This is a genomic window from Oceanithermus profundus DSM 14977, assembly GCF_000183745.1.
Lineage (GTDB): Bacteria > Deinococcota > Deinococci > Deinococcales > Marinithermaceae > Oceanithermus > Oceanithermus profundus.
In genome coordinates this window covers 1,159,849-1,178,887 of sequence record NC_014761.1, presented here as the reverse complement: position 1 = coordinate 1,178,887, position 19,039 = coordinate 1,159,849, and the positions used below count along the sequence as shown (strand labels likewise).

Genomic DNA, 19,039 nt, shown 5'->3' with positions numbered 1-19,039 from the left:
GAGGTTGCCGTGGACGTCATCGTCGGGCACGAGAACCTCGACTTCGACGCGCTGGGTTCGATGGTGCTGGCGCGTTACCTGCACCCCGGCGCGCGCCTCGTGCGGCTGGGAGGGCTCGAGGGGCGGGTGCGCGAGGTCGCCCGCCTCTTCGCGGATCACCTCGCGCTTCTCGACGAGGACGAGGTCGATCCGGACGAAGTGGAGCGCGTCATCGTTTGCGATACCGCCCGGCCCGAGCGGATCGGGCCGTTCAAGGCCCTGGTGGGGAAGGTGCCCTTCGTCGTCTACGACCACCACCCCCGCGCGCCCGGCGACCTGCCGGCCAGCGGCGGGGCGGTGCGCCCCTTCGGGGCGACGGTCACCGTCATCGCCGAGATCCTTCGGGCGCGCGGGATCGCCCCCCACCCCGGCGACGCCACCCTCGCCTATGCGGGGCTGTGGGAGGACACCGGCGGTTTCACCTACCCCGGAACGACCGCCACCGATCTCGAGGTGGGCGCCTGGCTGCTCGAGCACGGCGCCGGCCTTACGGCCGTGCGCGACTGGGTGCGCAGCCACCCCGACCCCGTGGCCCGCGCGATGCTCGCGGACCTGATGGAGCACCTGCGGGTCGTCGAGCGCGGCGGCCTGCGCATCGCCCTGACCTGGGCGGAGCACGAAGGCTACGTGCCCGCGCTCGCCCCCCTGGCCCACACCCTGATCGACCTCTACGAGGTGGATGCCGTCTTCATGGCGCTGCGCCTCGATGGCCAGACCCTCGTCATCGCCCGCAGCAAAGGTCGGCTCGACGTCGGCCGGTTGCTCTCGGAGCGGTTCGACGGGGGCGGGCACGCGCGGGCGGCCTTCGCGCGCGCGGAGGGCGCGCCGCCCGAGGTGCTGCAGCAGGTGGAGCGGGCGCTCGAGCCCTACCTCGCGCCCGAGCCGCGCCTGGGCGAGGTGATGACCCGGTTCGTGGAGACGGTGCCCGCCGAACTCAGCGCCGAGGAAGCCCTCGTGCGCATGCGGCAGCGCGGTTACGGAGGCCTGCCGGTGACCGACGAGGCGGGCCGCGTCATCGGGGTGGTGCGGCGGCGCGACCTCGAACGGGCCGTCCGCTACGGCATGGGCTCGGGGGCGGTGCGCGGTTTCGCCACGGTCCCGCGCACGCTCCCCGAGGACGCCCCCCTTTCCGAGGCCCGCCGCGCCCTCAAGGAGGGGGCCGGACGCGTCCTCGTCCTCGACGGCGAGGGCCGCGCGAAGGGCATCTTCACCCGCACCGACCTCTACCGTATGCCGCCCGCCGAACAGGCGGCCTGGACCGAGCGCGTGCGCCAGGGCCTTTCCGAAGGGGTGCGCGAGGTCCTCGACGCCCTGGCCGAGGCCTACCCCCGGGGCTCCGTCTACCTGGTCGGCGGGGCGGTGCGCGACGCGCTGCTGGGGGAGTCGAGCCCCGACGTCGATCTGGTCCTGGAAGGCCTCGATCCCGGGGAGGTGGCCCGGTTCCTGACCCGGCGCTTCGGAGGCAGCTACGGGGTCCACTTCGCCTTCGGCACCGCGCACGCACGCCTCGGCACCGGGGTCGAGGTGGACCTGGCGACCGCGCGCGAAGAGGAGTACCCGAGCCCCGGCGCCCTGCCGCGGGTGCGCCCCAGCACCCTCAACCGCGACCTCGCCCGCCGCGACTTCACGGTCAACGCGATGGCCTACCGGATCGCGCCGCCCCCCGAGGCGCTGATCGACCCCTTCGGGGGGCTGCACGACCTCGAGGCGCGGATGCTCCGCCCGCTGCACCCGCTCAGCTTCATCGAAGATCCCAGCCGCGTGTTGCGCGGCTTGCGGTTGGCGGCGCGGCTGGGTTTCCGGTTTCATCCCGAGGCCGAGCGTCAGATCGAGGAGCTGCGCAAACGGCCCCCGGGTTCCGCGGCGACGAGCCGGTTGCGGCGCGAGCTCATGCTGGCCCTCGCCGAGCCGAGCCCGCTCCGGGTGCTGCGCCTGGCCGAACGCTACGGACTGCTCGAGGCGCTCTACGGTTTTCGTCCCGATCCGGAGGTGTGGGCGGCCCTGGAGCGCCTCGAGGCCCAGAAGCCCGAGCGCTCGGTGCCGCCGGAGGCCTACCTCTACCTGCTGCTGCTCTCGAGCCCCGACCCCGAAGCGCTGGTCCGCCGCTTCGGTTGGCCGCAGCGGTACCTGGTCCACCTCGGCATGCTGCGGCAACCGCCCGACCGCCCCGAAGCGCTGCGCGAGGGGGGCGAAGCGCTGGCCCTGGCCTTCGCCGCGCGCTTCCCCGATCGTGCCGAGTGGGTCTGGAAGCCGACGCGCCGCCTGCGCGGCCGCGACCTGATCGAGCTGGGCATGGAGCCGGGGCCGGCGGTCGGCCGCATTCTGCGCGAGGTCGAGGCCGCCCGCGCGCGCGGCGAGGTGAGCGGCTATGAGGAAGAGCTCACGTTGGCCCGTAAACTGATGGAAGACTATGGGACTTCTCGCTTACCTTAGCCAGCCGCTCGTCTTCCTCGTGGCCTTCGCCGCCGCCGCCTTCGGCCTGGTCGTGCACAACCTGGTGCAGGCCTGGCTGGCCGACCGCTACGGCGACGCGCTTCCGCGCCGGATGGGGTTCCTCACCCTCGACGCCAAGACCCACCTCGACCCACTGGGCCTGCTCTTCCTGGCCCTCCTGGGTTTTGGCTGGCCCCGCAGCGTCCCCTTCCGCCTGAACGGCTCCAAGGGGTTGATCGTGGCGCTTTCGGGGCCGGTGGGCTTCCTTCTCTCCGCCTTCGTCTACCTCCTGGTCGCGGGCCTGCTGCCGCGGTCCTTGGGCCTCGATCAGATCGCCCTTGGTCTGCAGGTCGCGGCGGGCGTTATGGTCATCGAAGCGGCCGTCTTCCTCTTCCCGGTGCCGCCGCTCGACGGCGCCCGCGCCATCTACGCGGCGGGAAGCTACGAGGCGCGGCGGTTCATGGACCAGCTGGCCTCCTACGGGCCGATCGGTTTCATCCTGATCTTCCTCGTCCTTAGCTACACCGGCGTGCTGGGTGCGGTTCAGGCGGGCCTGATGGGCCTGCTGCAGACCCTGCTGCGCCTGATGGGATTGTAGCCATGCTCATTCAGCTCCTCGCCCAAGATCCCCTGGCCTTCGTCGTCCTCGTCACCGTCCTGACCTTTTCGCTGGTGCTGCACGAGCTCGGCCACGGGGTGGCCGCCTACTTGTTCGGCGACGACACCGCCCGCCGGATGGGCCGCCTCACCCTCAACCCCCTCAAGCACCTCGACCCCATGGGGGTGCTGCTGCTGCTCTTCGTGGGCGTGGGTTGGGCCAAGCCGGTGCCCATCGATACGACGCGCCTGCGCCCTTACCGCGCGGGCCTGTTCGCGGTCTCCATCGCCGGAATCGTCATCAACCTGACGCTCGCGGCGCTGTTCGGCTTCCTGCTCTACGCGCTCAAGGAAGCCCAGCCCCAGGCCGTCTACTTCGCCCTCGTCGAGCGCCAGCCCGCGGGCTGGGCCGGGTTGCTCAGTTTGGTGGCCTTCTACGCCGGGCTGATCAACCTGATCCTGGCGCTGTTCAACCTGGTCCCGGTGCCGCCGCTCGACGGATCGCGCATCCTCATGGCGTTGGTGCCGGTGCGGTACCACCCGCTCATCTGGCAGCTCGACCGCTACGCGCTCTACACCTTCGTGCTCATCATCGCCGACATGCAACTGAACGGGCCCATCTCGCGCATGCTCGACTGGGCCCAGGGCCTCTACTTCCACGCCATCTTCGGCTAACGCCAAGGCGCCCCGCGCCGCGGGGCGCCTTGGCCAACCCGGTCCTCAGGCCCGCTGGATCCAGAAACGCACCTGGCCGTCCTCGGCGTCCTCGATGTGGGTCTCGAAGGCGCCGGGAAGCGCGCCCGGGGTGAGCTCGAGCGCCAGCGTCTCCTCGGCGACGCGCTCGCCGTGGGTTTCGAGCGCCCGGGCGAAGCGGCCCGTGGCCTCGAAGCCCACGCGGATGCGGTCGGCGACGTGCAGGTCCATCTCCTTGCGCGCCTGCTGCAGCGCCCGCACCAGCTCGCGGGCCAGCCCTTCCAGGTAGAGCGCCTCGTCGTAGCGGGTGTCGAGCGCCGCCAGGTACCCCTCCTTCTCGAGGGCGACGTAGCCCTCGGGGGCCAGCGCCTCGACGAGCACCTCGTCCGGCTCCAGCGTGAAACCTTCGAGCTCGACGGCGCGGCCCTCGCGCACCGCGCGCGCTACGGCGGCGGGGTCGGCGGCCGCGAGCGCCTGCCGCACCTTGGGCAGGTCGCGCCCGTACTTGGGGCCCAGCTTGGGCAGGTTGGGCTTGATCCGGTAGCTGAGCAGGGCCTCGTCGGGCCCGGCCACGCGCACCCGCTTCACGTTCAGCTCGTCGGCCAGCTCGGCGGCGAAGTGCTCGAGCCCCTGGCGGGCCGCGGCCGTGGGCGCGGTCACGAGCAGCTCGGGCAGGGGGATGCGGGTCTTGACCCCCGACTTGGCGCGCGCCGAGCGGGCGAGGTCCACCACCTCGATGACTGCGTCCATCCAACGCACCAGTTCAAGGTCCTCGAACGCGGCCTCGGCGCGCGGCCAGCGGGCCAGGTGCACCGACTCGGGGGCGTCTTCTCGCACCGAGCGCACCAGGTTCTGGTAAAGCGCCTCGGCCAGGTAGGGGGTGAAGGGGGCGGTCAGGTGGGTGACCGTGACCAGAGCCTCCCAGAGCGTGGCGTAGGCGGCCTCGCGGTCGGCGGCGTCCTCGTTCTTCCAGAAGCGCCGCCGGTTGCGGCGGACGTACCACTGGGAGAGCTCCTCGACCACGAAGCGCCGCAGCGCCCGGGCGCTGCCGGTGGGGTCGTAGGTCTCGAGCCGCTCGGTCACCTGGCGCACGAGCTCCTGCAGCCGCGCCACCAGCCAGCGGTCCATCTCGGGCCGCTCGGCCACCGGGGGCGGGGCGGTGAGATCGGGGCGGTCGAGGTTGGCGTAGGTCACGAAGAACTTGTAGGTGTTCCACAGCGTCAGGAAGTAGTCGCGCACCACGTCGCGCACCAGGTTGGGCCCGAAGCGGCGGTTCGCCTCGGGCGGTGCGGAGACGTAGACGTACCAGCGCAGCGCGTCTGCCCCGAACTCGGAGATGATCGACCAGGGGTCCACGACGTTGCCGCGCGACTTCGACATCTTGAGCCCCGCCTCATCGAGCATGAGGCCGTGGCAGATCACGTTCTTGAAGGCCACCGAGTCGAAGAGCATCGTGCCCAGCTGATGCAGGCTGTTGAACCAGCCGCGGGTCTGGTCGATCCCCTCGGAGATGAAGTCAGCGGGGAAGCTGCGCGCGAAGACCTCCCGGTTCTCGAACGGGTGGTGGTGCTGGGCGAAAGGCATGGAGCCCGAGTCGTACCAGACGTCGATCACATAGGGGACCCGCTTCATCGTGCCGCCGCAGCCTTCGCAGGTCAGCTCGATGGCGTCCACGTGCGGGCGGTGGGGGTCGAAGTCCGCGGGCAGGGGGCGGCCCCAGCGGCGCTCGAGGTCGGCGAAGCTGCCGATCAGCTCTTCCTTGCCGCAGTCATCGCAGACCCAGATGGGCAGTGGGGTGCCCCAGTAGCGGTTGCGCGAGAGCGCCCAGTCCACCAGGTTCTTCAGCCAGTCGCCGTAGCGGCCGTGCTTGATGTGCTCGGGAACCCAGTTGATCTGCTCGTTGAGCTCGATCAGTCGGTCCTTGTAGGCGGTGTTCTTGATGAACCAGGTCTCGGTGGCGTAGTACATCAGCGGCGTCTTGCAGCGCCAGCAGTGCGGGTAGTTGTGCAGGTAGTCCTCGCGCTTGAAGAGGAGGCCGCGGTCACGCAGGTCTCGCACGATCGCCTTGTTGGCGTCACGGAAGAAGGTGCCCTTCCAGGGACCGACGGTCAGCTTGCCCTCGTCGTCGACGGTGCGCAGGACCGGCAGGCCGTACCGGCGGGCAATCTCCATGTCTTCGGCGCCGAAGGCCGGGGCCTGGTGCACGATGCCGGTGCCGTCGACCTTGGTGACGTAGTCGGCGAGAACGGTGTACCAGGCGCGGGTATCGGGCTTGGCGAAGTCGAAGGGGGGCGCGTAGTCGAGCCCCTCCAGCTCGCGCCCCTTCCAGCGCCGCACCACCTCGGTTTCCTCGCCCAAGATCCGCCGCCCCAGCCCTTCCTCGAGGACGAGCACCTCGTCGCCGACGCGAAAGGCGGCGTAGTCGAAGTCGGGGTTGAGCGCGGCTGCGGCGTTGCCGGGGAGCGTCCAGGGGGTGGTGGTCCAGACGAGCAGGCTCACCGAGGCGCCCTCCAGCCCGATGGCTTCGGGCCGTTTGAGCGGGAAGCGGACGTAGACCGAGGGGTCGGTGATCTCGGCGTAGCCCTGGGCCACCTCGTGGCTCGAAAGCGGCGTGCCGCAGCGGGGGCAGTAGGGCACCACCTTGTAATCGCGGTAGAGGAGATCCTTCTTCCACAGCTCGCCCAGGCTCCACCAGACCGACTCGATGTAGCTGGGGTCGAGGGTGCGGTAGGCGTCGTCGAGGTCGACCCAGAAGGCGATGCGCTCGGTGAACTTGCGCCACTCGCCCTCGTACTCGAAGACCGAGGCGCGGCAGGCCTCGTTGAAGCGGTCGATGCCGTAGGCCTCGATCTCGCGCTTGTGTTTGAGGCCCAACTTCTTCTCGACCTCCAGCTCCACCGGCAGGCCGTGGGTGTCCCAGCCGGCCTTGCGGGGCACGTGGTAGCCCTGCATCAGCTTGAAACGCGGAAAGAGGTCCTTGTAGCTGCGCGCCTGGGCGTGGTGCACGCCGGGACGGCCGTTGGCCGTCGGGGGGCCTTCGTAGAAGGTGTACTGCTCGGCCCCTTCGTTGGCCGCAAAGCTCTTCTCGACGATGCGGTGGGTGCGCCAGAACTCGAGCACCGCTTCTTCCAGCTTGGGAAAGTGGACGTCCTCGACGGGTTGGAACAGCTGCTCTTCGGCCATGCGTCCTCCTCAACGAAAACCGCGCGCACCGTTCGAGGTGCGCGCGGACGAAGCCTGGGCTCCGCGGTACCACCGCGCTTCGTGGGGCTTCGCCGGATGTGGGAGGTGGGTTGTGGGTAGTGGGGTGATACCTACTTCCTACCTCCTACTCCCTACCTCCGGGCGGCGTAGCCGACCACGCTCTCGTTCCGCGCTGTCACGGGCGCACCCGGCGGGTTCTACTGGGCCGGAAGGCCGTTCTTCCCGCGGCTCCGGGGCGATGGCTTGCGGGACCTCCAGCCGGCTCCCACCCTCCCGGCTCGCTGGGTGGAGGCGGACCCCGCTCGCGTCCCCTTCGCAGCCTTTACACCGCGGCGGGCGGGGGGTATAATCCTCCCTCGGTAGGCCGCGGTCTGCCGCCATCCTACAAAAGACCGCACCCGCGCTGCAACTTGAAGTTCTCACGTGCGCTTAGTACAATAAGTTAAACCTCGCAAGCGGTTTTTCCAAGGAAAACGAAGAAGGAGCCCCATGAAGTTATACCTCGATACCGCCAACGTGCAGGAGATCCGTGAAGTCCACGCATTGGGCGTGCTCGCGGGGGTGACCACCAACCCCAGCCTGGTCGCGAAGGCGCTGGGCGAAGCCGGCGAGCGCTTCGACAGCGAGGCGGCGTTCTACGCGCGCTTCACGGAGATCGTTCGCGAGATCGCCGAGCTGGTGCAGGCCCCGGTCTCGGCCGAGGCGCTGGCCACCGACCCCGAAGGCATGATCGCGGAGGGGCGCAAGCTGGCCGCCTTGAACGAACACGTCGTCGTCAAGCTGCCCATCTCCGAGGCGGGGCTCCGGGCCTGCCGGGTGCTGGCGGACGAGGGCGTCGCGGTCAACATGACCCTCGTCTTCTCGGCCAACCAGGCGTTGCTCGCCGCCCGCGCCGGCGCCCGCTACGTCAGCCCCTTTCTGGGCCGCGTCGACGACATCGGCTGGGACGGCGTCGAACTGGTCCGTAGCATTCGCGAGATCTTCGACGTGCACGACCTGGGAACCGAGATCATCGCCGCCTCGGTGCGCCACCCGCAGCACGTCACCGCCGCCGCCCTGGCGGGGGCCGACATCGCCACGGTTCCTTACAAGGTCCTGAAGGCCATGATCAAGCACCCGCTGACCGAGATCGGCATCCAGCGCTTCCTGGCCGACTGGGAGAAGGCGAAGCAAGAACTATGAGCAAGAAGAAGACCACCACCGAAACCCCCCAGACCTACAAGGAGCTCAACGCCAAGATCCTGCCCGAGCTGCACCTGCTCGCGGCGCAGATGGGGATCAAGAACTACAAGAAGCTCGGCAAGGACGAGCTCATCATGGCCATCCTGGAGCACCAGGCCCAGGACGAGGGGCTCTCCCTCGCCAAGGGCTACCTGGAGACCAGCCCCGACGGTTACGGCTTCCTCCAGGACAACGTCTACAACCTCGACTCGCGCAGCGTCATCGTCAGCGCCGGCCTGATCAAGCAGTTCCAGCTGCGCACCGGCGACTACATCGTCGGCAAGGCGCGGCCGCCGCGCGAGAACGAGCGCTACGGCACCCTGATCCGGGTCGAGGCCATCAACGGACTCGAACCCGCCCAGGCCGTCAAGCGCCCCAAGTTCGACGAGCTGGTGCCCCAGTTTCCCGACCGCCAGCTCAAGCTGGAGACGACCCCCGAGGAGCTCTCCACCCGCGTCATCGATCTGCTGGTGCCGATCGGGCGCGGCCAGCGCGGCCTCATCGTGGCCCCGCCCAAGGCGGGCAAGACGACGCTGCTGAAGAAGATCGCCAACGCCATCCTGGAAAACGAACCCGACGTCAAGGTCATTGTGCTGCTCATCGACGAGCGGCCCGAAGAGGTCACGGACTTCCGCGAGTCGGTGGAGAAGGCCGAGGTGATCGCCAGCACCTTCGACGAGCCGCCCCAGAACCACATCCGCGTGGCCGAGTTCGTGCACGAGCGCGCCCGCCGCATCGTCGAGGAGGGCGGCCACGTCGTCATCCTGCTCGACTCGATCACCCGCCTGGCGCGCGCCAACAACCTGGTCACCCCGCCCACCGGGCGCACCCTCTCGGGCGGCCTCGACTCGGCGGCGCTGCACTTCCCCAAGCGCTTCTTGGGCGCGGCGCGCAACATCCGCGGCGGCGGCTCGCTCACCATCCTGGCGACCGCGCTGGTCGAGACCGGCAGCCGCATGGACGACGTCATCTTCGAGGAGTTCAAGGGCACCGGCAACATGGAGCTGCACCTCTCGCGCCGGCTCGAGGAGCGGCGCATCTTCCCGGCCATCGACATCCTCAAGTCGGGCACCCGCCGCGAAGAACTGCTGCTCGGCGAAGAGGTGCTGCACAAGATGTGGCTGCTGCGCAAGGTGCTCGCCGACATGGACCCGGCCGAGGCCATGGAGATGCTGCTGGGTCGGCTCAAGCGCACCAAGTCCAATCAGGAATTCCTGGCTACCCTAGCGGCAAAGTAGACATCGGGGTATAATCCCCGTTGGAGGCGTGCGTGGCGAACCGTCGTGGACTAACACTCTCGTGGCTCTTTGCGGGTAGCCTGCTGGCCATACCGATCTCGCCCCTGGAGATTCTGCCCGAACTCGAAGCCGCGCTCCGCCCCCCGCAGGATGTCGTCGTGCTGGAACCCGCCCCGAGCTACGGGGTGGTTTTTCATACCGTGAAGCCGGGTGAATCGCTGCTCCTCATCGCGGCGCGCTACCGCAGCGACCTCGGCGAGATCAAGAAACTCTCGGGCCTCAAGCGCGATCTGCTCAAGCCGGGGCAGACGCTCAAGGTGCCCATCGAGGTCAAGCAGAAGGACGAGCCCCGGCTCCCTCCGGGGGTCCAGGTCTACACCGTGCGCCCGGGCGACTCGCTCGAGCGCATCGCCGGGCAGTTCGGCCTGCGCATCATCGACCTGGTCTCGGCCAACCTCGACCTCGCCAGCCTCGACCGCCTGAGCGTGGGCACCAAGCTCTTCGTCCCCACGGGCGAGCGCGGCCTGCTGATCACCGTGGGCGAAGGGGAGAACCTCGAGACCATCGCCCGCCGCTACCGCATCGACATGGCCCGTCTGGCGCGCGCCAACGGCCTGGACAACCCGCTGGACCTCAAACCCGGCGACCGCGTCCTCATCCCCGGCATCGCGGCGCGCGAAGCCATGGCCCGGCTCGAGGAGCGCCGCAAGGAGGAGCGTCGTCTGGCTGAAGAGCGCCGCCGCCGACTCGCCGCCGAGCGTGCGGCGCGGCTGCGTCAGGTCGCCTACCGCGGCGGCACCTCGGCCAAGGGCTTCCAGTGGCCGCTCACCAAGTTCCGCATCACCGCTACCTACCACGACGCGCGTTACTACCGCAGATTCCGCCGGGTGCACACGGGCCTCGACATGGCCGCCCCCCAGGGCACGCCGATCTACGCGGCCAAGGGCGGCATCGTAACCGCGGCGGGATGGTCGCGCGTGGGCTACGGTTACTACGTCAAGATCGACCACGGCGGCGGCGTGGAGACCCTGTACGCCCACATGTCGCGCATCGCCGTACGGCGCGGCCAGCAGGTGAAGCAGGGCGCCCTCGTCGGCTACGTGGGCCGCACGGGTTTCGCCACCGGTCCCCACCTGCACCTCGAGGTCCGCATCCGCGGCAAGACCCAAAACCCCCTGAGTTTCCTGCCAAAATAAAAAGGAGAGTCCCATGGAAAAAGGTACCCTGCGCGTGAAGACGGGTTTCGCAGAGATGTTCAAGGGCGGCGTGATCATGGACGTGACCACGCCCGAGCAGGCCAAGATTGCCGAAGAGGCCGGCGCGGTGGCGGTGATGGCGCTCGAGCGCGTTCCCGCCGACATCCGAGCCCAGGGCGGGGTGGCGCGGATGTCGGACCCCAAGGTCATCAAGGAAATCATGGCCGCGGTCTCGATCCCGGTGATGGCCAAGGTGCGCATCGGCCACTTCGCCGAGGCCATGATCCTCGAGGCCCTGGGCGTCGACTTCATCGACGAGTCCGAAGTCCTTACCCCCGCCGACGAGGAGCACCACATCGACAAGTGGGCCTTCAAGGTGCCCTTCGTCAACGGAGCGCGCGACCTGGGCGAGGCGTTGCGCCGCATCGCCGAGGGTTCGGCGATGATCCGCACCAAGGGCGAGGCCGGAACCGGCAACGTGGTGGAGGCGGTGCGCCACGCGCGCAACGTGATGAAGGCGATCCGCCGCATCCAGGGGATGCGCGAAGACGAACTCATGGCCGAGGCCAAGAACCTGCAGGCGCCCTACGAGCTCGTGCGCTACGTGCACGAGCACGGCCGCCTGCCGGTCGTCAACTTCGCCGCCGGCGGCGTGGCCACGCCCGCAGACGCGGCGCTGATGATGCACCTGGGGATGGACGGCGTCTTCGTGGGCTCGGGCATCTTCAAGTCGGGCGACCCCGCCCGCCGCGCCCGCGCGATCGTGCGCGCGGTCACCCATTACAACGACCCCGAGATCCTGGCCGAGGTGAGCGAGGACCTGGGCGAGCCCATGGTGGGCATCAACCTCGACGAGCTGAGCGAAGAGGAGCGCATGGCCAAACGCGGCTGGTAGGCGTTCGATCGAACCCGCCCCCGCTCCGGCGGGGGTTCTTTTTTGCCCCGGTCGGCGCTAAGCTGGTGGCGTGAGCGATGCGAAACACGTCGGCGTACTGGCTTTGCAGGGCGATTTCCGCGAACACAAGCTGATGCTCGAGCGCCTGGGTGCGCGCGTGCGCGAAGTGCGTCTACCGGCCCACCTGGAGGGCCTGGGCGGCCTCGTCGTTCCCGGGGGCGAGTCCACCACCATCGGCAAGCTGGCCGCCGAGTACGGCCTCGACGCCGCCGTGCGCGCGGCCTACGAAGCCGGGACCCTGGCCGTCTGGGGAACCTGCGCGGGGGCGATCTGGATGGCACGGGAAATCTTGGACTACCGGCAACCGCACCTGGGGATCATGGACATCGCGGTGCGCCGCAACGCCTTCGGACGCCAGGTGGACTCGTTCGAAGCCGACCTCGAGATCGAGGGCCTCGACGCCCCCTTCCGGGCCGTTTTCATCCGCGCGCCCGAGATCGTGCGGGTGGGGGAGGGGGTGCGGGTGCGCGCCCGCTACCAGGACCGGGTCGTCTTCGCCGAACAGGACCGCCTCTGGGCCACCGCCTTCCACCCCGAGCTCACCGGCGACGACCGCCTGCACCGCGAGTTCCTCGAGCGTTTCGTCGCCTCCTGAGGGCGAACTTCAAAGCGCCGGGGCGTCGCCCCGGCGCGTTCTTTTCGTGCGTACGGCTAGCCCGCGGCCTCGACCATGGCGCTGAAGGAGGCCACCTCCAGGCTGGCGCCGCCGACGAGCCCGCCGTCCACGTCGGGGCCCGCCAAAATCTCGGTGGTGTTCGCGGGTTTCATCGAGCCGCCGTAGAGGATCCGGGTGCGTCCGGCCACGGACTCGCCGTAGCGCTCGGCGAGGAAGCCGCGGATGGCGGCGGCCATCGCCTGGGCGTCGTCCGCCGACGCGGTCTTGCCGGTGCCGATCGCCCAGACGGGCTCGTAGGCGATCACGAGTTCCTCGCCGGTTTCGAGCCCCACCCCCTCGAGGCTGCCCGCCAGCTGCTCGAGCGTGAAGCTCACCGCCCGGCCCGCCTCGCGCTCCTCCAGCCGTTCGCCGACGCAGAGGATGGGCACCAGGCCCGCCTCCATGGCGCGGCGCGCCTTGGCGGCCACGAGCGCGTCCGACTCGTTCCAGTAGGCGCGGCGCTCGCTGTGGCCGACGACGACGTAACGGCAGCCGAGGTCGGCCAGCTGCTCGGCGGCCACCTCGCCGGTGTAGGCGCCGAAGGTGTGGGCCGAGACGTCCTGCGCGCCCCAGGCCACGCCGCTGCCCGCGAGCTGCTCGGCGGCGACGGGCACGAGGGGGAACGAGGGGAGCAGGGCCACCTCGACGGCCGCCTGTCCGCCGCTTTGCAGCGTCGGGTTGGCTTCCAGGAACTCGGCGAACCAGACCCGGGCTTCGCTGGGGGTCTTGTGCATCTTCCAGTTGCCGGCGAGCAGCGGGGTCCTCACGGGGCCACCTCCTCGGGGGTGAGCCCACCCAGGACCTCGATGCCGGGCAAGGTGCCGCGCTCCAGGAACTCCAGGCTCGCCCCGCCGCCGGTGGAGACGTGGCTGAAACGGTCGGCGTAGCCCAGGCGGTTCACTGCGGCCACCGAGTCGCCGCCGCCCACCACGGTGTAGGCGTCGAGCGCCGCGATGGCCTCGGCCACGGCCAGGGTGCCGGCGTCGAAGGGGGGCGTCTCGAAGACCCCCATCGGGCCGTTCCAGAAAACGGTGCGGGCCCCGGCGAGGGCGGAGGCGAAGGCCTCGCGGGTTCGGGGGCCGATGTCGAGGCCCATCCAGCCCTCGGGCACGGCGTCCGCGGGCACGACGCGGGTCTCGGCGCCTTTGCGGATCTCCTGCGCCGCCACCACGTCGGAGGGGAGCAGCAGTGGTTTGTCCAGCTCGCGGGCGCGGTCCAGAAGGCTCCGCGCCAGTTCGAGCTTGTCGTCCTCGACGAGGCTCGCACCCACGCGACCGCCCGCCGCCTTGATGAAGGTGAACGCCATCGCGCCCCCGATGGCCATGCCGTCCACCCGAGGCAGCAGGCTCTCGATCACGCCGATCTTGTCCGAGACCTTGGCTCCGCCGAGCATTACCCAGTAAGGGGGCTCGGGGTGGTGCAAAAGCCGCCCCAGCGCCTTGACCTCTTTTTCCATCAGCAGCCCGGCGTAGCTGGGCAGTTCGCGGGCCACCCCCACCACCGAGGCGTGCTCACGGTGGGCGCTGCCAAAAGCGTCGAGGACGAAGGCCTCGCCCAGCCGCGCGTAGGCGCGGGCGAGCTCGGGATCGTTCTTCTTCTCGCCCGGTTCGAAGCGGACGTTCTCGAGCAGGGCCACCTCGCCGGCGGCCAGCTCCGCCACCGCCGCACGCGTGGCCTCGGAAGAGGGCAGCGAGGGCACGAAGCGCACGGGCCGCCGCAGCAGGCCTTCGAGCGCCGCCGCGACCGGCGCCAGGCTGAAGGCGGGGTCCACCCCCTTGGGGCGTCCCAGGTGGCTCAACAGCACGATCGACGCCCCGCCCGAGAGCAGGCGTTCGAGCGTCGGCAGGCTGGCGCGGATGCGGGTGTCGTCCCGCACGCGCCCCTCCTGGAGCGGGACGTTGTAGTCAACGCGGACCAGCACCCGCTTGCCTTGAGGATCCAACTCCTTGAGCGTGCGCAAGGCGCACCTCCCTTGGGCTCAGAGCTGCTTACCGACGAGTTCCACCAGGTCGGCGACGCGGGTCGAGTAGCCCCACTCGTTGTCGTACCAGGTGTAGACCTTGACCAGGTTGTCGATGGCCTTGGTGAAGGGCGCATCGACGATCGTCGAGTAGGAGCTGCCGACGATGTCGTGCAGCACGATCTCTTCCTCGTTGTACCCGAGGATGCCCTTCAGCTCGCCCTCCGAAGCGGCCTTGAGCGCGGCGTTGACCTCATCGGCGGTCACGCTTTTCGCCAGCACCGCGGTGATGTCGCTGATCGAGCCCGTCGGCGTGGGCACGCGCAGCGCCGCACCGTCGAACCGGCCCGCGAGCTGGGGCAGCACCAGGCCGGTGGCCTTGGCGGCCCCGGTGGTCGTGGGGATGATGTTGATCGCCGCGGCGCGGGCGCGGCGCAGGTCCTTGTGCGGCAGGTCGAGGATGCGCTGGTCGTTGGTGTAGGAGTGCACCGTCGTCATCATCGAGCGCTTGACCCCGAAGACCTCGTCGAGCACCTTCATTACCGGCGCCAGGGAGTTGGTGGTGCAGGAGGCGTTGGAGATGATCTTGTGTTCCGGTTTCAGGTCCTTCTCGTTGACGCCGATCACCACGGTCACGTCGGGATCCTTGGCCGGAGCGGTGATGATCACCTTCTTGGCCCCGGCCTTCAGGTGCTTGCTCGCGCCCTCGCGGTCGCGGAAGACGCCGGTGGATTCGATGACCACGTCCACGCCCATCTCGCCCCAGGGCAGTTCCTCGGGGTTGCGCGTGGCCGTCGCGTGGATCTTCTTGCCGTCCACGACGATGAATTCGTCGTCGTAGGTGACCTCGCCCGGGAATCTGCCGTAGACCGAGTCGTACTTGAGCAGGTGGGCGAGGGTCTTGTTGTCGGTGAGGTCGTTGACGAGGACGACGTCGAGGCCGCGCTCGTGCATGATGCGGAAGACCTGCCTGCCGATCCTGCCGAATCCGTTGATGCCAATTTTCATGGTGTGCCTCCTTTGGGCGTTCCTTATCGACAAAACGCCTGCCACCTCCACTATAGCGCCCCCGTGGCGGAGCCGCCACGGGGGCCGGAACGGAGCGGAGTTTAGCGGATCTTGCCGGAAAGCAGGTCTTCGACCTGTTTCTGGGCCTTGTCCAAGGCCTCCTTCGGCGTGGCCTTGCCCAGGACGGCCTCGGTGATGGCCTGGCCCAGGATGTCGAAGCGGATCTGCTCCCACTCGGGAATGGCCGGCTCGAAGGCGGCGTAGTTGGCCTGGTCGATCACGACCTGGAAGTCGGGGTTTTCCATCAGGTGGTCTTGGAGCACCGGTTCGTCGACCGCCTTCAGGTTGATGGGCACGTAGCCCGTGGCGGCGGCGAAGAGGGCCTGGGCCTTGGGACCGCTGACGAAGTTGAGGAACTGGAAGGCGACCGCCTGCTGCTTGGTGTCCACGTCCTTGAAGACGATCAGGTTGGTGCCCTGCACCAGGCCGTAGCCGGGGTGCGCGGCCGTGCCCGGCAGCGTGGCGATGCCGAGGTCGAACTTGGCGGCGCGCAGGTAGTAGGAGTAGCCCGCCGAAGAGTCGGTGGAAAAGCCGTAGACGCCCTTACCGAAGTTCTGGTTGATGTAGCCCGAGGTGATCGGTTTGGCCCAGCCGTCCTTGACGCCCTGCACCAGGGTTTCCAGCGCCTTCACGCCCTCGGGGCTGTTGACGACCACCTTGCCGTCGTGCAGGTAGCTGCCGCCCATGTTGAAGAACCAGTAGGCGTAGGTCGAGGTGTCGGGGCGGAACCAGTAGACGGGTTCGCCCTCGGCTTCCGAGATCTTCTTAGCGGCGGCGATGAAGTCGTCGAGCGTCTTCGGAACGTCGACTCCGTGCTTGCTGAGCAGGTCGCGGTTGAAATAGAGGATCTGTACCGACTTGTTGAAGGGCAGCCCGTAGAGCTTGCCGTCGAACTTGACCGCGTTCACGAAGAAGGGGTTGAGGTCGCTCAGGTGCTCGAGCTTGCCGTCGAGCGGCAGCAGCGCGTTGGCCTCGAGGTAGAGGGCGATGTTGTTCTCGAACGCCTGGGCCATCGCCGGGAGGTTGCCCGCGGCGAAAGCGGCCTTGATCTTCGTGGAGAGGTCGCGGTAACCGCCCTGGCTGATGGGGCGGACGCAGCCCTTGCCGGCGTTCATCTTGTTGAACTCGACGGCCAGGTTCTCGAGCGCCGCGCGCGGAGCCCCGCCACGGAAGCCGTGCCACAGCTCGGCCACCACGGGGGCCTTCTCGCACTGGGCCTTGATCACGTCCTCGGCCTTCTGCTGGGCGAACGCCAGCCCGGCCACCGCCAGCAACGTTAGCAGCACAGTCGCTTTCTTCATACCCACCTCCTCGTCCTTTCCCTTACTTGATACCACTCCGCGCGATGCCTTGAATGAAATGGCGTTGCGCGAAGAAGTAACCGAGCACGATCGGCAGGATGGCCATGGTGGAGGCGGCCATCAGCTGCCCGTAGTCGCTGCCGGCCTCGCCGATGAAGGCCTGCAGCCCCACCTGGATGGTGCGCATCTCCGGGCTCTGGGTGACGATCAGGGGCCAGAGCAGGGCGTTGTAGGCACCAAGGAAGGCGAAGATGCCGTAGGTGACGAGGCCCGGAACCGCCAATGGAAACGCGATGCGCCAGAGCATGCCCCAGTAGCTGGCGCCGTCGATGCGGGCGGCGTCGAAGAGGTCCTGCGGCAGCGAGAGGAAGAACTGGCGCAGCAGGAAGATGCCGAAAACCGAGGCCAGCCAGGGCACGATCAGGGCGTAGAAGGTGTCGAGCCAGCCGAGCTTGGCGAGCAGGATGTAGTTGGGGATGAGCAGCACCTCGCCCGGGATCATCATCGTGGCCACGAAGAGCAGGAAGACGGCCTCCCGCCCCGGAAAGCGGATGCGCGCGAAGGCGAAGGCAGCCATCGTGGCGATGAGCAGCCCGCCCAGGACCTGGGTGCCGGCGGTGAAGAAGGAGACGAAGAAGTAGCGGGCGAAGGGGGCGGCGTGCCAGGCCTCGCGGTAGTTGTGGAAGAGGTAGCCGAGGAGGCCAGGGGTGACGTTGACCCATTCCAGCCGCCAGTAGCCCCGCTGCGAGCGCACGGCGTCCGGGGGCAGCTCGGCGCGGAACTTCCCGGCGTCTTTGGGGATCCAGACGACGAGCGGCAGGGTGGTGAAGCGCTGGGTGCCCGTGTTTTCGAGCACGATCTCCCAGCCGCCTTTCGCGGGTTCGATGCGGATGCGCGTCGATTCGCTGCGCGGATCGCTGAAGACCGCCGGCGGCTTGGGTACGCGCGCTCGCGGGGGACCGGCGGCGGGGTCTTCGACGCGAAGGCGCAGCGTCACCGTCCGGCCCGGCGCGAAGCCGCCCCACCAGGGGCGGTCGCCCTCGGCGCCCAGGCGCCAGGCGGTGCGCCAGTTGACGGGCTGGATGCGCTCGGGGAACCAGATCGGCGCGGCCTGCTGGGCCTCCTGCGGGCTCTTCACGCTGGTCGCGATCATCCAGTAGAAGGGGAAGGCCATGACCACCGCGCCGGCGGTGAGGGCGGCGTAGATGATGACCCGGCCGAGCAGATGGCGCAGCCTAGTGTTCATAGGTCACCCTCCGCTCGAGCACCCGCCGCTGAACCAGGGTGAGCGCCAGGATGATGACGAACATCGTGACCGCGAGCGCCGAGGCGTAGGAGAAGTCGGAGTCGCGGAAGCCCTTGTTGTAGAGGTACATGGCGACGGTGAGCGTGTCGTTCAGCACCCCGCCCGTGGGCGTCATCACGTAGACCTGGGTGAAGACCTGGAACGCCCCGATCAGGCCGATGATCGCCAGGAAGAAAGTGGTGGGGGAGAGCAGCGGCCAGGTGATGTGCCGCTGCATCTGCCACCAACCCGCGCCGTCGAGCTCGGCGGCCTCGTAGTACTGCGCCGGAATGGACTGCAGCCCGGCGAGCAGGATGACGACGTTGTAGCCGAGGAAATGCCAGACGGTCATGATCATGATCGCGGTGAAGGCCACGCTGGGGCCGGCCCAGAACCCGTTGAGCTGGATCCCCAGCGGCGCGAGGGCCAGGGCGAAGATGCCGTCGGGGGTGTGCAACCAGTCGAGGCCCGGGGTGCCGAGCAGCCAGTTGAGAAAGCCGAACTCGGGGTGGTAGATCCACTGCCAGACGGCCGCGGCGGCGGTCAGGGCGGTAATGTAGGGCAGAAAGTAGATCGTGCGGTAGAGGCCCAGACCGCGGATGCGTTCGTTGAGCAGCACCGCGACCACGGTGCCGAGGAGGATCCCGGTGGGGACGGTGAGGACGACGTACCAGAAGGTGTTCGAAAGCGCGCGCCAGAAGAGCGGATCGCGCCAGAGGATCTCGTAGTTGAGCAGACCCACGAAGCGGCTTTCGCCGATGAAGTTGAAGCGGTCGAAGAGGCTGATCCAGAGCGCGAAGAAGCTGGGGAAGATGTTCCAGATCAGCATCAGGGCGAGGGCCGGCCAGACGAAGACCCAGCCCCAGAACGCCGCGGCGTCGCGTTCGGGAAGCCGCGCTCGGCTTCCGGCGTAGGCCAGGAAGACCCCCAGCAGGGGAAGCACAACGAGGGCCGCGGGCAGCAAGGTTCCCGCGGCCAGCCCCACCGCGAAGAGGGCCAGGCCGAACCAGGTGACGGCGCTTCCGGGCAGCACCCGCGCCGCGGCGACGGCGGCCGCGGGCCCGGCCAGCGCGAAGGCCAGAAAAAGCGCGCCCATGGGGGCGCGGACGATCTGGTACTGGGTGCTGAGGTGCAGCAGCCCCGAAAAAACGGCCAAGGCTAGGAGTCCGGGGAAGACGTAGGTTCGCACCACCT

General features: G+C 68.9%; 15 protein-coding genes. 8 read left to right on the top strand and 7 right to left on the bottom strand.

All coding sequences use genetic code 11. The annotated features are described in order from the left end of the window. The first annotated feature begins 9 nt into the window (after window positions 1-9). The 3 genes from OCEPR_RS05790 to OCEPR_RS05780 are packed head-to-tail and all read left to right on the top strand — an operon-like array spanning window position 10 to window position 3,744. Window positions 10-2,472: a CBS domain-containing protein gene (locus OCEPR_RS05790; protein ID WP_013457777.1), complete on the top strand. Its 2,463-nt coding sequence runs from the start codon at window positions 10-12 to the stop codon at window positions 2,470-2,472. Further along, window positions 2,450-3,070, top strand: a complete 621-nt coding sequence (locus OCEPR_RS05785; RefSeq protein WP_013457776.1) for a site-2 protease family protein — start codon at window positions 2,450-2,452, stop codon at window positions 3,068-3,070. The genes OCEPR_RS05790 and OCEPR_RS05785 overlap by 23 nt, the downstream gene beginning before the upstream one ends. A 2-nt stretch (window positions 3,071-3,072) precedes the next feature. Beyond that, window positions 3,073-3,744 (top strand): site-2 protease family protein, encoded by a 672-nt coding sequence (locus tag OCEPR_RS05780; protein ID WP_013457775.1) that lies wholly within the window; start codon window positions 3,073-3,075, stop codon window positions 3,742-3,744. Between the two features lie 45 nt (window positions 3,745-3,789). Here the strand turns inward: OCEPR_RS05780 and ileS are convergent, their stop codons facing one another. Continuing rightward, complete coding sequence (ileS, locus tag OCEPR_RS05775; protein WP_041554664.1) at window positions 3,790-6,930, bottom strand: isoleucine--tRNA ligase; 3,141 nt, start codon at window positions 6,928-6,930, stop codon at window positions 3,790-3,792. 525 nt (window positions 6,931-7,455) lie between these two features. Here ileS and fsa point away from each other — a divergent pair. From fsa to pdxT, 5 genes are all read left to right on the top strand, one after another. Next, window positions 7,456-8,148, top strand: a complete 693-nt coding sequence (fsa, locus tag OCEPR_RS05770; RefSeq protein WP_013457773.1) for a fructose-6-phosphate aldolase — start codon at window positions 7,456-7,458, stop codon at window positions 8,146-8,148. Next, window positions 8,145-9,425, top strand: a complete 1,281-nt coding sequence (gene rho, locus OCEPR_RS05765; RefSeq protein WP_013457772.1) for a transcription termination factor Rho — start codon at window positions 8,145-8,147, stop codon at window positions 9,423-9,425. The genes fsa and rho overlap by 4 nt, the downstream gene beginning before the upstream one ends. 32 nt (window positions 9,426-9,457) lie before the next feature. After that, window positions 9,458-10,621, top strand: coding sequence for a M23 family metallopeptidase (locus OCEPR_RS05760; RefSeq protein ID WP_013457771.1), 1,164 nt, complete (start codon window positions 9,458-9,460; stop codon window positions 10,619-10,621). Between the two features lie 13 nt (window positions 10,622-10,634). Beyond that, complete coding sequence (pdxS, locus tag OCEPR_RS05755; RefSeq protein WP_013457770.1) at window positions 10,635-11,516, top strand: pyridoxal 5'-phosphate synthase lyase subunit PdxS; 882 nt, start codon at window positions 10,635-10,637, stop codon at window positions 11,514-11,516. A gap of 70 nt (window positions 11,517-11,586) precedes the next feature. Beyond that, the gene (gene pdxT, locus OCEPR_RS05750) at window positions 11,587-12,171 is read left to right on the top strand and encodes a pyridoxal 5'-phosphate synthase glutaminase subunit PdxT (RefSeq protein WP_013457769.1); all 585 of its coding nucleotides are present in this window, start codon (window positions 11,587-11,589) and stop codon (window positions 12,169-12,171) included. 56 nt (window positions 12,172-12,227) lie between these two features. Here the strand turns inward: pdxT and tpiA are convergent, their stop codons facing one another. The 6 genes from tpiA to OCEPR_RS05720 all read right to left on the bottom strand — a co-directional run bounded on the left by tpiA (window position 12,228) and on the right by OCEPR_RS05720 (window position 19,034). Then, window positions 12,228-12,998, bottom strand: a complete 771-nt coding sequence (gene tpiA, locus OCEPR_RS05745; protein WP_013457768.1) for a triose-phosphate isomerase — start codon at window positions 12,996-12,998, stop codon at window positions 12,228-12,230. Continuing rightward, window positions 12,995-14,191 (bottom strand): phosphoglycerate kinase, encoded by a 1,197-nt coding sequence (locus OCEPR_RS05740; protein ID WP_013457767.1) that lies wholly within the window; start codon window positions 14,189-14,191, stop codon window positions 12,995-12,997. The genes tpiA and OCEPR_RS05740 overlap by 4 nt, the downstream gene beginning before the upstream one ends. An 18-nt stretch (window positions 14,192-14,209) precedes the next feature. After that, window positions 14,210-15,199: a type I glyceraldehyde-3-phosphate dehydrogenase gene (gene gap / locus OCEPR_RS05735; RefSeq protein WP_013457766.1), complete on the bottom strand. Its 990-nt coding sequence runs from the start codon at window positions 15,197-15,199 to the stop codon at window positions 14,210-14,212. Window positions 15,200-15,300: 101 nt separating this feature from the next. After that, window positions 15,301-16,560 (bottom strand): ABC transporter substrate-binding protein, encoded by a 1,260-nt coding sequence (locus tag OCEPR_RS05730; protein ID WP_013457765.1) that lies wholly within the window; start codon window positions 16,558-16,560, stop codon window positions 15,301-15,303. 22 nt (window positions 16,561-16,582) lie between these two features. Continuing rightward, window positions 16,583-17,806, bottom strand: coding sequence for a carbohydrate ABC transporter permease (locus OCEPR_RS05725; RefSeq protein WP_013457764.1), 1,224 nt, complete (start codon window positions 17,804-17,806; stop codon window positions 16,583-16,585). Next, window positions 17,796-19,034 carry a carbohydrate ABC transporter permease gene (locus tag OCEPR_RS05720; RefSeq protein WP_245544446.1) on the bottom strand — a complete coding sequence of 413 codons (1,239 nt, stop codon included), beginning with the start codon at window positions 19,032-19,034 and terminating at the stop codon, window positions 17,796-17,798. Before OCEPR_RS05720 ends, OCEPR_RS05725 begins: the two co-directional genes overlap by 11 nt. Window positions 19,035-19,039: the final 5 nt, after the last annotated feature.

What these genes read in the sequence shown, in the direction of transcription:
- pdxS (WP_013457770.1), top strand. Translation starts at nt 10,635, where the DNA reads ATGGAAAAAGGTACCCTGCGCGTGAAGACGGGTTTCGCAGAGATGTTC.
- OCEPR_RS05780 (WP_013457775.1), top strand. Translation starts at nt 3,073, where the DNA reads ATGCTCATTCAGCTCCTCGCCCAAGATCCCCTGGCCTTCGTCGTCCTC.
- gap (WP_013457766.1), bottom strand. Translation starts at nt 15,199, where the DNA reads ATGAAAATTGGCATCAACGGATTCGGCAGGATCGGCAGGCAGGTCTTC.
- fsa (WP_013457773.1), top strand. Translation starts at nt 7,456, where the DNA reads ATGAAGTTATACCTCGATACCGCCAACGTGCAGGAGATCCGTGAAGTC.
- OCEPR_RS05730 (WP_013457765.1), bottom strand. Translation starts at nt 16,560, where the DNA reads ATGAAGAAAGCGACTGTGCTGCTAACGTTGCTGGCGGTGGCCGGGCTG.
- OCEPR_RS05725 (WP_013457764.1), bottom strand. Translation starts at nt 17,806, where the DNA reads ATGAACACTAGGCTGCGCCATCTGCTCGGCCGGGTCATCATCTACGCC.
- OCEPR_RS05785 (WP_013457776.1), top strand. Translation starts at nt 2,450, where the DNA reads ATGGGACTTCTCGCTTACCTTAGCCAGCCGCTCGTCTTCCTCGTGGCC.
- rho (WP_013457772.1), top strand. Translation starts at nt 8,145, where the DNA reads ATGAGCAAGAAGAAGACCACCACCGAAACCCCCCAGACCTACAAGGAG.